Consider the following 13,268-nt stretch of genomic DNA (forward strand, 5'->3'; position numbering starts at 1 on the left):
TTGTCGAATCTATCAGTAAAGAGCTCCGTCGCTATCGTGGCGGAAAGCGATCCCCTCGACAATATCGACCTGGTGATCTTCGATTGCGACGGCGTGCTGATCGACAGCGAGCCGATCGCCAGCGGCACGCTCGCCGAAAGCCTGCGAACCGCCGGCATCGACATCACGGCGGCCGAATCGCATGTGAAGTTTACCGGCAATTCCGTGAGCATCATCCGGCAGATGATCAAGGACGACTATGCGGTCGCCGATGTCGACGCGCTTCTGTCGTCCTGGCACGATACCTTGTTCGAAGCCTTCGCCGAGCGGCTGGCGCCCATGCCGGGTATCCTCGATGTCGTCAGCGGGCTTTCGCGGCCGAAATGCGTTGCCTCCAACAGCAGCATGCAGCGCCTGAAGCGGAGCCTTGGCCATCTCGAACTTTGGGATCATTTCACGCCCCGCGTCTTCAGCGCGGATGCAGTCGCGCGGCCCAAGCCCGCGCCGGATCTTCTGCTTCACTGCGCGCGCGAGTTCTCCGTCGATCCGAGCCGTTGCGTCATGATCGACGACAGCCCGCATGGGGTCGAGGCGGCGGTTGCAGCCGGCATGGTGCCGATCGGCTTCGTGGATCCGACCGATCCGAGACCGGGCCGGGCGAATATATTGCGTTCGTCGGGCGCGGTCGCGGTTGCCAACGGAGCGAGCGAATTGCCGGCCGCGCTGTTGGTTGCAAGCAAGTGGCTGGACGAACGAAAATCGTCTTCGCGATAGGTCTCCCGACACCTATATCGATGCGGCAACGCCGCCCGGAACTTCGGTCTCAGGGCAGGGTGTAGGCGATCACGTGATCCCCCGGCTTCGTGCCGATCGAGCCGTGGCCGCCCGCGACGATCACCACATATTGCTTGCCGTCCTCGGTGGCGTAGGTCATCGGCGTGGCCTGCCCGCCCGCCGGCAGCCTGGCTTCCCACAGCTTTTCGCCACTGGTGACATCGTAGGCGCGCAGGTAGTCGTCGACCGCGGCGGCGAGGAAGGCGACGCCGCCCCGTGTGAGCAGCGGGCCGCCGATGCCCGGCACGCCGAGCTTGAACGGCAGCGGCAGCGGCGTCATGTCGTAGACGGTGCCGTTCTTGTGCCGATAGGCGATTTCGCCTGTGCGTAGATCGACCCCGGCGACGTAGCCCCAGGGCGGAGCCTGGCAGGGTATGCCCAGCGGACCGAGGAAAGGTCCCATGAAGACGCCGTAGGGTGCGCCTTCATTGCGGTTGAGGCCCTGCTCGCTGGCTTTTTCGTCCTCTCCCCTCGGAGGAATTTCAGAGCGCGGAACCAGGCGTGAGGTGAAGGCCAGATATGTCGGCATGCCGAACATGATCTGCCGCTCCGGGTCGACGGCGACGCTGCCCCAGTTGAAGACACCGAAATTGCCGGGATAGACGATCGTGCCCTGCAGCGAAGGAGGCGTGTAGCGGCCTTCATACATGTGCCGATGGAACTTGATGCGGCACGCCAGCTGGTCGAACAGCGTGATGCCCCACATGTCCCTTTCCCGCAGCGGCGGCGGCGAGAAGGTCAGGTCGGAGATGGGCTGCGTGGGAGAGGTGAAATCCTCGGGAATGGCGCCTTCGGGCGCCGGTTCCTCGCGAACCGGAATGATCGGTTCGCCGGTGCGTCTGTCGAGGACGTAGATGTCGCCCTGCTTGGTCGGGCCGACGAGCGCCGGCACCACCGTCCCGTCATCCCTGGTTAGGTCGAAGAGCACGGGCTGCGCCGGCACGTCCATGTCCCAGAGATCGTGATGCACGGTCTGACGTACCCAGCGCATCTGCCCGGTGTTCGTATCGAGCGCCACGATTGACGAGGAGAACCTTTCGACGTTCTCGCTGCGTCCCATGCCGAGCTGGTCAGGCACCTGGTTTCCCAGAGGGATGTAAACGAGCCCCAGATCCTCATCGACGCTGAAGACGGACCAACTGTTCGGCGAGTTGGTGGTGTAGGTCTGGCCGGGCGGCAGCGGTGCGGTTTCATCCGGATTTCCGGAATCCCAGTTCCACAGCAGCGTCCCCGTGCGGATGTCGTAGGCGCGGATGACGCCCGACTGCTCGTGGATCGAATAATTGTCGTTTACCGCGCCGCCGATGATCAGCTTGTCGTCCACGGCGACCGGCGGCGAGGTCGAGTAATAATAGCCGGCCGGATTGTACTCCATGCCGGTTTCGAGATGCAGTTCACCCTGATCGGCGAAGCTGGTGCAGATTTCCCCGGTCGTCGCATCGAGGGCGATGAGCCGTGCGTCGGAGGTCGGAAGGTAGACCCGGGCCGCGCAGGGCGTGCCCGGCGCGGCTGCTGGATCCGCCCAATAGGTCACGCCTCGGCACGTCTGGTGCTGCCGATCGGGGTTCATCCCCGAATTGGAATCGAACTTCCATTTCTCCTCGCCCGTGCTGGCGTCGAGCGCGATCGCCCAATTGTGAGGCGTGCAGAGATAGAGCGTGTTGCCGACCTTCAGCGGTGTGACCTGGTAGGTCGTCTCCCCCACGTCGTCCGGCAACTTCACGTCGCCCGTCTGGTATTGCCAGGCGACGGCTAGCGTCGCGACATTTTCAGTGTTGACCTGATCGAGCGGCGAATAGCGCTGCCCATAGGGCGTGCGGCCGTATTGATGCCATTCGTCTTCGGCAACGTCGCCGCCGAACGATGCCGACGCCACCTTTTCGGTGGGCAAGCTGCCGGCCAGATCGTGCGGGTCGACGCTCATGGAATAACCGGCGATCGCGATGGAAGCCGCTACCGGCACGGCGAGCGGCAAAGGGCTCGCGGCCCTGCCGCCGGGGCTGGACACAAGCTGTCGCCGGACCCAGGGCGTAAGCAGCCACAGTCCCAGCAGAATGATGACGCCGCCGCGCGGACCGAGCTGCCACCAGTCGAAGCCGACTTCCCATATCGCCCAGGCGAGGGCGACGACCACGAGCGCCGCATGGACCCAGAGCGCGGCGCTTCTGCGCATGTAGAGCAGGAATGCGGTGACGAGGAACATCAGTCCGGCGAATAGATAGAAGAGACTGCCACCGAGAAAGACGAGCCAAAGTCCGCCCCCGCCAAGCGCAATACCGATCAAGGCGAAAAGGAGGGATGTTGCGAGAACCATCATGGAGATCCAAAGCTGAGTTTGCTTTGTGTCTGGACGAAGTACTCCGAATCGCTTCGTCTGGATGCATTCCGCGACAAGGTGGCGGAACTTTCGAGCGCCTGCAAGAAGTTCATTCCGACTGGTCCAATGCGTGAGGCGCGGGTTGGCCGGGAGCGGACGCGTCTCGACCGCCGATGCCGGACATATAAATGAGCGCCACGGCGACCGCGGCCACGACCAGGATCCACAACCAATATCTTGAAGCCATCGTCCCTGCCTCGAGGAGGTTTCGGGCGGAACATCTCGGGCGTGGGATTGTTCCCAAACGACCGCAAGGGAGCCGGACACCGTCCTTGCACCCGGGAAGGCCTCGGGGATGCTCTGAAAACTGCGCTCGCTTAAACCGAGCGTTTCTGCCTCGTCATTGCGCGGGAGAGCATATAGTGCTCTTCCGCCTCCATATATTCCCGCATGACGTCGGCAGTGGCGCTGTCGTCACCGGCCTTCATGGCACGCAGCAGGCGCACCTGAAAGCCGGTTCCGGCTTCTTGCAGGCCCTGGGGCGTGGCGTCCGGATCCCGGCAGACGCTTGCCTCGCGCAGCAGACGGTGGAGGAAGACGAGGACGAAGCTCAAGAGCAGGTTTGCTCCATTGCCCGCAAGCGCGGTTGCGAAATCGAGCTGGCGAAGGAACTGCGAGAACTCTTCGCCCGCGTTCGAAGGGGCGCTTTCATAAAGCGCGATCATTGCCTGCAATTCGCCGAGCGTCTTCTGGTCGAGCTTCCCGGCAAGGCTGCGGGCCAGCTCCGGTTCGAGCAATTTTCGGATGGAATAGATGTCGGCGAACGAGGGCTGGTTGAACAGAAAAAGGTTGCTCAGCAATCCCATTGCCTGTTCGCCCGAAAGCGCGGTGACGAAAGCGCCCCCACCCGGTCCGGTCCGACTCTTGATCAGCCCTTGGGTCTCCAAGGCCTTCATCGCCTCTCTCACGGTTCCCTTGGAGGCTTTCAGCTCCTGGTCGGCGAGCCATTGCTGGGGGATGCGGTCGCCCGGCCCGAGGCCGTGGCGAGAAATCAGATCGCGAATGCGTCCCGCGATCATGTCGGAACGCTTCTGCCTTCTTGCCGGCAGGATGCCGGGATCGCCCGTATCTGGAAGGTCTGTTTCCTGATGCATCTGTACCTACCCCGCAGCTTCTCCTGTCACCGAACCGGGATGGAAGCAAGCGGCAAGATGGGACGTCGATCCGGGCGCTGGTTCCAGCGGTGGCTGGCGTGAAACGCAGAGCGCATCGCCCGCCGGGCACCTCGGATAGAAGGCGCAGCCCTTGGGCGGATCATAGGGATCGGGCATCTCCGCACTCTCCGTCTCCGGTATTGAAACCTCCCTGCCGGGAACCGGCACGGAACGCAGGAGCAACCGCGTATAGTGATGCCGCGGATTGCGGAAGATCGAGCGCGCGGGTCCGATTTCCGCAAGCCGGCCGAAATACATGACTGCAACGCGGTCGCTGATGGTCTCCACCACCGAGAGGTCGTGGCTGATGAAGACGTAGGTTAGTCGGAAGCGCGCCTTCAACTCGGCGAGGAGGTTCAGCACCTGCGCCTGCACCGAAACGTCGAGCGCGGAAACCGGCTCGTCCAGCACGATGATCTCGGGCTCGGCGGCGAGCGCGCGCGCGATGCCGATCCTCTGCGCCTGGCCTCCGGAGAATTCGTGCGGATAGCGATCGAGGAAGTCGGGGCGCAGGCGGACCGCATCCATCAATTGCACAAGCCGCTCCTGGCGCTTCGCGCGCTTCATGCCGAGGAGATGAATCAGCGGCGCTTCGAGGATCGAACGGATGGTCTTGCGCGGGTTGAGCGATGAAACCGGATCCTGGAAAACATACTGGATCCGGCGCGCGAGGGCGGCGGGATCGCGCCTGGCGATCTCGGCAAGGTCCGCATCCTTGAAGCGGATCGTGCCGCCGCTCGGGTTGTCGAGGCCGACGATGAGACGCGCGAGCGTCGATTTCCCGCAGCCGGATTCGCCGACGATCCCAAGTGTCTCGCCGGCCTCGATGTCGAGCGAAACCGATTGGACGGCGTGGACGGCGGGTTTCTCCCTGGCGAACAAGGTCCTGCCGCCGCCGAAAATGCGTTCGACCTTCGTCAGTTCGAGGATGGGCGCGGCTCGTTCATCCATCCGCGGAAACTCCCGTGGTGTGGGTCAGTGGATAGAGGCAGCGGGCTGCGCGTTCCTTGCCCAATGGAGCAAGCTCGACCGCCTGTGCGCGGCATTCCGGCTGCGCGATCGGGCAGCGTGGCGCGAAGGCGCAGCCTTGCGGCAGGTCGCTGACGGGCGGAGGCAAGCCCTCGATGGCGTCCAGTCGGCGTTCGGGCTCGCCCAGCACCGGAACGCAATCGATCAGCTTGCGCGTGTATGGATGAGCCGGCGCGGCGAGAATTTCGCTGGTGCGGCCGGTCTCGACGATCTTGCCGGCATACATCACCGCGACACGATCGCAGATCGCCGAAACGACCCCAAAATCATGCGTGATGAACAGGATCGATGCGTTCTTCTCGCGGCGCAGCTTGTTCATCAACGCCAAGACCTGCGCCTGTACCGTGACATCGAGAGCCGTGGTCGGTTCGTCGGCGATCAGCACGTCCGCATCGTTGGCAAGCGCCATGGCGATGGAAACACGTTGGCGCATGCCGCCCGAGAGCTCGTGCGGATAGGCATCGAGCCGCTGCGCGGGGTTGGAGATGCGAACGAGCCGCAGGAGTTCCTCGGCCTTCTTCCATGCCTGGCTTCGGGAAGCCGGCTGGTGCGCGGTGATCGCCTCGGCGATCTGGTCGCCGACGGTGAAAAGCGGATGGAGAGTGGCCAACGGGTCCTGGAAGACATGGCTTACCGCGCCGCCGCGCAACTGCCGGATCCGCTCGTCGCTGGCGGCAAGCAAATCCTCGTCCTTCAGCGTGATCGCGCCGCCGGTGATGCGGCCAGGCGGCGTAGGCACGAGGCCCATGATCGACATGGCGGTGACCGACTTTCCGGAACCGGATTCGCCGACGATACCGAGGCATTCGGCACCGGCGAGATGAAGGTCGACACCGCCGACCGCCTCGTGCACCGTCGGGCCGATGCGAAACTCTGTTCGAAGCCCCGCGACGTCGAGCAGGTTTCCGCCGGACGTGCGCGAGGAGGGCCCCTCTTCGTCGTCCAGCTCGATTGCCGTTCGCGCGACCGGGCGGGTGAGGGCGCCCGACCGCAACCGCGGGTCGAGCACGTCGCGTATCCCGTCGCCGACCAGGTTGATGCTCATGACGAGCAGGAAGATCGCGACGCCCGGGATGATCGAGACATGCGGCGCGTTGAACAGTATCTTCCGGCCCTCGCCGAGCATCGAGCCGAGATCGGCCTGCGGCGGTTGCGCGCCGAGGCCGAGGAAGCTCAAGCCAGCGGTCTCGAGGATCATCCAGCCGATCGTCGTCGACATGGTGATGACGATGACCGGCAGCACGTTCGGCAATATTTCGGTTGTAAGTATTTTGAGGTGCGACTTGCCTGAAAGCCGCGCCGCATCGACGAATTCGCGCCGCGACAGGCCGAGCGTGATGCCGCGTATGTTGCGGGCGAAGAACGGGACGTTGATGACCGCGATGGCATAGAGTGCGTTGAGCAGCCCGGGTCCGAGCACGGCAACGATGGCGAGCGCAAGCAGGATGTAGGGAAACGCCATCACCATGTCGATGCCGCGCATCAGCAAATTGTCGGTCCGCCCGCCCGCATAGCCAGCGACGAGGCCGATCAGGGAGCCGACGAAGGCGGCGATGACGGTAGCCGAAATGCCGACGGCGAGGCTCACCCGCGCGCCCCAGACGAGACGCGAGAGGATGTCGCGCCCGAGCGCGTCGGTGCCGAGCAGGTGACCTTCCGACAGCGGCCGCAGCAGCCTGTCGGCGGGCGCCGTTGCATTGGGGTCGGCAAGCGGAAGGAGAGGCGCGGCAAGCGCCGCGGCGATCATCAATGCGAGAACGACGAGGCCGGCCGCGGCAAGGCGGTTGTTGAGAAGAAGGCGCAACCCCTGCGGACGGCCTCCGGCCTTCGACCGGCTCACGGTCTGTGCCACGGCGCTCATCGGCGAAGCCTCGGGTCGAGGATCGACTGGAACAGGTCGGCGGCCAGGTTGAACAGGACGTAGCTCGCCGCCACGACCAGCACGCCCCCCTGGACGAGAAGGATGTCGCGCGTTGAAATCGCGTTCACCAGCATCGCGCCGATGCCGGGCCACTGAAACACCGTCTCGATATAGACGGCGCCGCCCAGCACGAAGCCCGCCTGTATGCCGATCACGGGGATGACGGCGACCAGGGCCGATTTGAAGGCATGGCGGTAGATGACCCGCAGTTCCGTCAGGCCCTTGGCGCGCGCCGTGCGGATATAGTCCTGCCGAAGCACCTCCAGCATGGAGGTGCGGGTGAGCCGCGCGACGACACCGGCGGCCACGACCGACAAGGTCAGCGCGGGCAGGACGAGGTGGTGGAGAAGATCGGCGAGGTCGCCGCCGCCATAGACGGCATACATCCCGCTTGCCGGAAACAGGCGGAGCTTTACGGCGAAAAGGAGAATGAGAAGCAGGCCGAGGAAGAAGGATGGCGTCGAAATGCCGACCAGAACGATGAAGGTGACGATGCGGTCGGTCCAGCCGAACTGCCGCACCGCCGAGACGATGCCGGCGAGAAGCCCGAGCACCGAGCAGATGACGAGTGAGGTGCCGGCAAGGATGAGGGTGGCCGAAAAACGCTCCAATACCTCGTCGAGCACGGGCCGGTTGAGCGCGTAGGAGCGGCCCAGGTCGCCCTGGAAGAGGTTCCCAAGCCAGATGAGGTATTGCTGAGGCAGCGGCTTGTCGAGGCCGAGCGCGGCGTTGAGGCGGGCGACATTGTCGGGCGTCGCATAGGACCCGAGGATTGCGGTAGCGGGATCACCCGGTATCAACGCCATCATCAGGAACACGAGCAGCGTCAGCCCGAACAGGACCGGGATCGCGGCCAGCAATCTCCTTAGCGTATAGGCGGCCAAACCCGCCTCCTATCGTCCTGATCGTCGATGCGGCCTCAGTTCTTCGACACCTTGTGAAGCATCAGGAAGAACGAGGGCTGCAGCTTGAAATCCGTCACGGCCGCCGAGGTGACGGCATTCTGCTTCCAATTGGCGACGAACACCCATGGCGCGTCCTCGTGGACGATCTCCTGCAGCTGCTGGTAGAGCGTGGCGCGTTCTTCCGGTTCGGTCGAAACGCGTGCCTGCTCGAGGATGGTGTCGACTTCCGGGTTGGAATAGTAACCGGAATTGAAACCGCCGTTTTCGGGCAGCGCGTCGGTGCGCAGGGTGAGGAAGGGCAGCGTGTCGGGATCGTTCGTCATCCAGGCCATCTCGGCCATGTCGGCCTTGCCTTCGAGACCCGGATTGACCTCGCCGAGGAAGGTGTTCCACTCGTAGGTCTCGATCTTGGCGTTCATGCCGACCTTGGCGAGATCCGCCTGGATCGCGGCGCCCATGGCGACGGGATCGAGCATGCCCGAGCCGCCTTCGGTGACGTAGAAGGTCAGCTCCTCGCCGTCATACCCTGCTTCTTCCAGCAGCGCCTTCGCCTTCTCGGGATCGTGAGGGTAGGGCTGGACGTCCTCGTTGTACGCCCATGCAAAGGCTGGCGGTACCGGGCCTGCCGATATCTCGGCGGTGCCTTGCAGCACGTTTTCGACCAGCGCCTGCTTGTCGATCGCGTAGTTCGCGGCCTGGCGTACGGCCTTGTCCTTGAAGGGCCCTTCCTTCGTGTTGAGGATCAGATACCAGACATGCGGTCCGGCCTGTTCCTGAACGGCGAAATTCGCATCGGTACGGAACTGGGCAAGGCTGTCGGGCGGCACCTCCACCATGACGTCGAGCCCGCCCGCAAGCATTTCGGCCACGCGGGTGTTGGCATCCGTGATCGGCCGGAAGACCACCGCCTCCAGCGATGGGGCGCCGTCCCAATAATCCGGGTTGGCCTCGACGACGACCCGCGTGTTGCCTTGCCATTCCACGAATTTATAGGCTCCGGTGCCGACGGGATTTCGCCCGAAATCGGTTCCGGATTTCTCGACGGCCGCCGGCGATACGATCAGCCCGGTCGGATAGGCGAGGTTCGACAGGAACGGCGCGAACGGTTCGTTCAGCTTGAACTCGACCGTCAGCTCGTCGAGCGCGTTTACCTCGTCCACGGTTGAAAAGAAAAAGGCGAGCGGAAACGGCCCCGTATTGTGGAAGGGATGCGTCTCGTCGAGCATGCGGTCGAAATTGAACTTCACCGCCTCGGCGTTGAACGGCGTACCGTCGTGAAAGGTCACGCCCTCGCGCAGCTTGAACGTGTAGGTCTTGCCGTCCTCGGAGATGTCCCAGCTTTCGGCGAGCGCGGGCTCGATCTCCAGCGTGCCGTCGGCAAAGCGGACGAGACCGTCATAGACGTTGACCAGGATCCGGAAATCATTGGTGGCGGTCACCGCATGCGGATCGAGGGATTTCGGCTCGGCGATCTGGCCGACGATCAGGACGTTGGGTGGCGTCTGCGCCAGGGCGGCCGGGGCGAAGATCATCGCGCATGCCGCAAGCATGGCGGGGATGATCCGGTTCATGGGACTCTCCGTTGGCTCGTCTGCGAAGCCTCCTATTAATCATTAAAATATCATGGTATGCAATAATTTATCATGATAAATTGACGGCACATCGGCGATGATGCGGCATGCTGGCCTGTGAAACGGCGGTGCAGAGGCGTCCTAGACCGGCTTTGCGCCGATCCGCCGATAGTGGAATCCGGCGCTCTCGGCCTGATGCGGGATTTCGGCGAATTGGCGCATCCGCGCATGCAGCGGAGATTTCATGCAGGCGGGATCGGTCGCGGCGGCGTCGCCGGCGATCGCCATGGCCTGGCATCGGCAACCGCCCCAATCCAGCTCGCGCCTCTCGCAGCTCCGGCATGGCTCCTGCATCCAGCCGGTACCGCGAAAAGCGTTCAAGGCGGAGGAGTTCGCCCAGATTTCGGCGAGGTCAAACTCGCCGAACCGCTCGAACTCCAGCCAGGGAATCGTACGTGCCGCGTGGCAGGGAAGGATGCCCCCATCGGGCGCGATCACGAAGGCGTCCCGCGCCCATCCACCCATGCAGGGCTTCGGATAGATCGCGAAATAGTCCGGCGTGACGAAATCGATGTTGAGGACGCCGCGCAGGCGCTCACGCGCTTCCTCCACGATATCCGCCTGGCGCTCCACGGCGGCGCGTTCCGGCATCAACGCGTCGCGATTTACCAGCGCCCAGCCCGAATATTGTACATTGGCGATCTCCAGGCGTTCCGCGTCCAGTTCCTGTGCCAGTTCTATGAAACGCGGAACCTCCTCAATGTTATGGCGATGAATCGGAGCATTGATGGTCAGCGGCAGGCCGGCCGCGCGAACGCGCCTTGCGGTTTCCAGCTTTTTTTCGAACCCGCCTTTGTAGTGGCCGATGAGCTCGGTCGTGCCCGGGTTCGTGCCTTGCAGGCTCAACTGAACATGATCCAATCCGGCGGCTGCCAGCGCCTCGATGCGCCCTTCGCCGATGCCGACACCGGCGGTGATCAGATTGGTGTAAACCTTTCGCGCGGAAAGCTTCGACACCATTTCCTCCAGATCGCGGCGCAGCGTCGGTTCTCCGCCGGAAAGATGAACCTGAAGAACGCCGAGGTCGGCGGCCTGGTCGAAGAGATCGAGCCAGGAGCCCGTGTCCATCTCGCGGTCGGCTTTCATCAGTTCGATCGGGTTGGAGCAATAGGGGCATTGCAGCGGGCAGCGATGCGTCAACTCCGCGAGCATTCCTATCGGCGGCAGGAGATCGTCGGTCACAGCGTCACCAGGAGATTGTCGGTCCATTCCTGCAGGAATGCAGTCACGTCGGCCGCCACCTCTCGTTCGTCCGCATCATACTCCGCTGCCAGCGCGGACACCATCTCGCCCATCGTCGCCTGCCCGTCGCAGCGGCGCAGAATGTCGAGACTGACCTCATCGGGCCAGAAGACGCGTTCGGGGGAGAGCAGGGCCCAGGCGTTTCGTACAGGATCGAACTGCAGCCGAACGTGGCGACGAAGCCGTGGCCTCGATGCTGGTGTGACGAAGGCCCGGCGCCGTTCGGGTCTCATCGCGCCTCGCTTGCGAACGCGCCGGGCGGCACATGCCCGTGTGGTCCATAGGCGTGCTCCAGCGCATCGAGCATCGTCCACAGTATCTCGCATTTGAAGACGAGCGCATCAATCACCGCCTGCTGTTTTTCGGGGGTGTCGGCATGGGCGAGCACATAGGCGAGCGCGAAATCGGAATCGCGCGTGGCCTGCTCGCCCCTTGGCCGGAAATAGGCAAGCGTGTCCTCGGTCACGTAGTCATATTTCGCCAGCATCGCGGGCACGCGTTCGGCGATGATGACTGGTGAGAACAGCTCCGTGAGCGACGATGCCACCGCCTCGAGCAGCGTGCGGTCCGCGCAGAAGGAGAGATAGGCGCCGACGCAGAAGCGCGTCGCCGGCAGAGCCAGCCGTCGGCTCTTGACCGTTTCCGCGTCGAGGCCCAGCCCGGTGGCCAGCTTCAGCCAGCGCGCGATCCCGCCATTCCAGCCATCCTCGCCGTCGTGGTCCTCGACGCGCTTGCGCCATTCGGCCCGAAAGGCGGGATCGTCCGAACGCGCGATGATGGTGGCGTCCTTGCGCGGGATGATCGCCTGATAGCAGTAGCGGTTGAGCGCCCAGGCCTGCATCTGCAGCCGCGACAGGCGGCCCGCCGTCATCTCGTGATGAAACGGGTGGCGGTTGTGGTAGCGCTCGGCGCCGACCTGGCGCACCACAGCTTCGAGTTGCGCCGGCGTCAGGCCGTCATGTGCGACGTCGTGAAAATTCGTCAAAGCTCGATCTCCATCCCGTCGAAAGCGACCTCCCAACCCGCGGTCTCCACCGCGGCGCGTTCGGCCGAGCGCGCGTCGAGCACCGGATTGGTGTTGTTGATGTGGACGAATATTCGCCGTGCCTCGACGCCTGCGAGCGTGGCGATGGAGCCGGCATCGCCGGACATCGCGATATGGCCCATGCGCGCGCCGGTCTTCGTTCCGACGCCGGCGGTGATCATCTCGTCGTCGGTGTAGACGGTTCCATCGAAAAGCAGACAGTCCGTTCGCGTAAGCCGAGCTTTCAAGGCATCGTCGACCCGCGCGCAACCGGGAATGTAGACGGCATCCCCGCCTTTGCCGGAGAAGAGCCGGACGCCGATCGTGTCGCCGGCTTCCGAACCGTAGTCGCCGTCCGGGGCCGAGGCGTCCTCGAGGAACAGCGCGATCTTGCCAGGCACGGCGAAGGTCTCGACCGAGATGCCGGTGTATGCGCCGTCGGCGCCGCAGATTTCGGTTGTCCCTTCGAGGACGAGGCGCCGGCGCGGGACGATCGCTGGGTCGAGCACATTGAAGATCGGATTTGCCTCGATCGCGGAAAGCACGCGTTCGGCGGCATAAAGCGCGAATGGCTCGCGTTCGCGCAGGCTGAGCAGGCCGGCAATGTGGTCGACATCCGCGTTGGTCAGCACGACGGCGCGGATCGGCGTCGAACGCAGCGGCGCATCCTGGGTCGGCTGAAGCTCCGGTGTCGCGGCGATTTGCTGGCGAATATCCGGCGAGGCGTTGAAGAGCACCCAGTCGCCGGGCACGGCGCTGGCGGCAAGACTCGACTGGGTACGCGGCTCGACGGCGGGATCGCCCTCGCGCGCCGCGCGGCTGAGGCGATAATTGCAGTTCCATTGCGGAAAGCCGCCGCCCGCGGCAGAACCGATGATCTTCAAGCGCATGACCGGAACCCACGTCCGAAGGGCACGAACGAGTTATGCCTACGACAAGCGCGGCCTCTTCTCGGAACGACGATGCTTTCGGGATTCGTCAACTCGCGCACCTCGCCGCGAGACGAGATGCGCGAGGCGAATTCGAGGCTACTTTTTCTTTCCTCCGAGTTCTGCGGGAAGATAGCGAGAGATCTCCAGTCCTGCAGCAACTTGGCACATCGTGGGCTTTGTCCAGGTCTTTTTCATCGTCTTTTCCTCCTGAGAATAGGATTGCCGAAGGTTCGATGGTGC

The 13,268-nt window shown here is 63.9% G+C and carries 11 protein-coding genes; 1 reads left to right on the plus strand and 10 read right to left on the minus strand.

Annotated elements, in window-relative coordinates:
- The gene (locus XW59_RS17080) at nt 1-753 is read left to right on the plus strand and encodes an HAD family hydrolase (protein ID WP_246666118.1); all 753 of its coding nucleotides are present in this window, start codon (nt 1-3) and stop codon (nt 751-753) included.
- A gap of 49 nt (nt 754-802) precedes the next feature.
- Here XW59_RS17080 and XW59_RS17085 read toward each other — a convergent pair whose 3' ends face one another.
- The 10 genes from XW59_RS17085 to pqqB all read right to left on the minus strand — a co-directional run bounded on the left by XW59_RS17085 (nt 803) and on the right by pqqB (nt 12,986).
- Nucleotides 803-3,130 (minus strand): glucose/quinate/shikimate family membrane-bound PQQ-dependent dehydrogenase, encoded by a 2,328-nt coding sequence (locus XW59_RS17085; protein ID WP_047146476.1) that lies wholly within the window; start codon nt 3,128-3,130, stop codon nt 803-805.
- 377 nt (nt 3,131-3,507) lie between these two features.
- Nucleotides 3,508-4,284 carry a GntR family transcriptional regulator gene (locus XW59_RS17090; protein WP_047146475.1) on the minus strand — a complete coding sequence of 259 codons (777 nt, stop codon included), beginning with the start codon at nt 4,282-4,284 and terminating at the stop codon, nt 3,508-3,510.
- Between the two features lie 6 nt (nt 4,285-4,290).
- The gene (locus tag XW59_RS17095; protein WP_047146474.1) at nt 4,291-5,295 is read right to left on the minus strand and encodes an oligopeptide/dipeptide ABC transporter ATP-binding protein; all 1,005 of its coding nucleotides are present in this window, start codon (nt 5,293-5,295) and stop codon (nt 4,291-4,293) included.
- Nucleotides 5,288-7,234, minus strand: a complete 1,947-nt coding sequence (locus XW59_RS17100) for a dipeptide/oligopeptide/nickel ABC transporter permease/ATP-binding protein (protein WP_047146473.1) — start codon at nt 7,232-7,234, stop codon at nt 5,288-5,290. The genes XW59_RS17095 and XW59_RS17100 overlap by 8 nt, the downstream gene beginning before the upstream one ends.
- A complete protein-coding gene (locus XW59_RS17105) occupies nt 7,231-8,178 on the minus strand; it encodes an ABC transporter permease (RefSeq protein ID WP_047146472.1) in 948 nt (315 codons plus the stop codon). The genes XW59_RS17100 and XW59_RS17105 overlap by 4 nt, the downstream gene beginning before the upstream one ends.
- Nucleotides 8,179-8,213: 35 nt before the next feature.
- Entirely contained in the window at nt 8,214-9,770 is a 1,557-nt protein-coding gene (locus tag XW59_RS17110; RefSeq protein ID WP_047146471.1) for an ABC transporter substrate-binding protein, read from the minus strand.
- Nucleotides 9,771-9,911: 141 nt separating this feature from the next.
- Entirely contained in the window at nt 9,912-11,039 is a 1,128-nt protein-coding gene (gene pqqE, locus XW59_RS17115; RefSeq protein WP_047146470.1) for a pyrroloquinoline quinone biosynthesis protein PqqE, read from the minus strand.
- A complete protein-coding gene (gene pqqD / locus XW59_RS17120) occupies nt 11,009-11,305 on the minus strand; it encodes a pyrroloquinoline quinone biosynthesis peptide chaperone PqqD (RefSeq protein ID WP_047146469.1) in 297 nt (98 codons plus the stop codon). Before pqqD ends, pqqE begins: the two co-directional genes overlap by 31 nt.
- Entirely contained in the window at nt 11,302-12,057 is a 756-nt protein-coding gene (gene pqqC, locus XW59_RS17125; RefSeq protein WP_047146468.1) for a pyrroloquinoline-quinone synthase PqqC, read from the minus strand. Before pqqC ends, pqqD begins: the two co-directional genes overlap by 4 nt.
- On the minus strand, nt 12,054-12,986 hold the full coding sequence (gene pqqB / locus XW59_RS17130; protein WP_047146467.1) for a pyrroloquinoline quinone biosynthesis protein PqqB: 933 nt from the start codon (nt 12,984-12,986) through the stop codon (nt 12,054-12,056). Before pqqB ends, pqqC begins: the two co-directional genes overlap by 4 nt.
- Nucleotides 12,987-13,268 lie beyond the last annotated feature (282 nt).

It is taken from the genome of Aquamicrobium sp. LC103 (assembly GCF_001014615.2).
Taxonomy (GTDB): domain Bacteria; phylum Pseudomonadota; class Alphaproteobacteria; order Rhizobiales; family Rhizobiaceae; genus LBCQ02.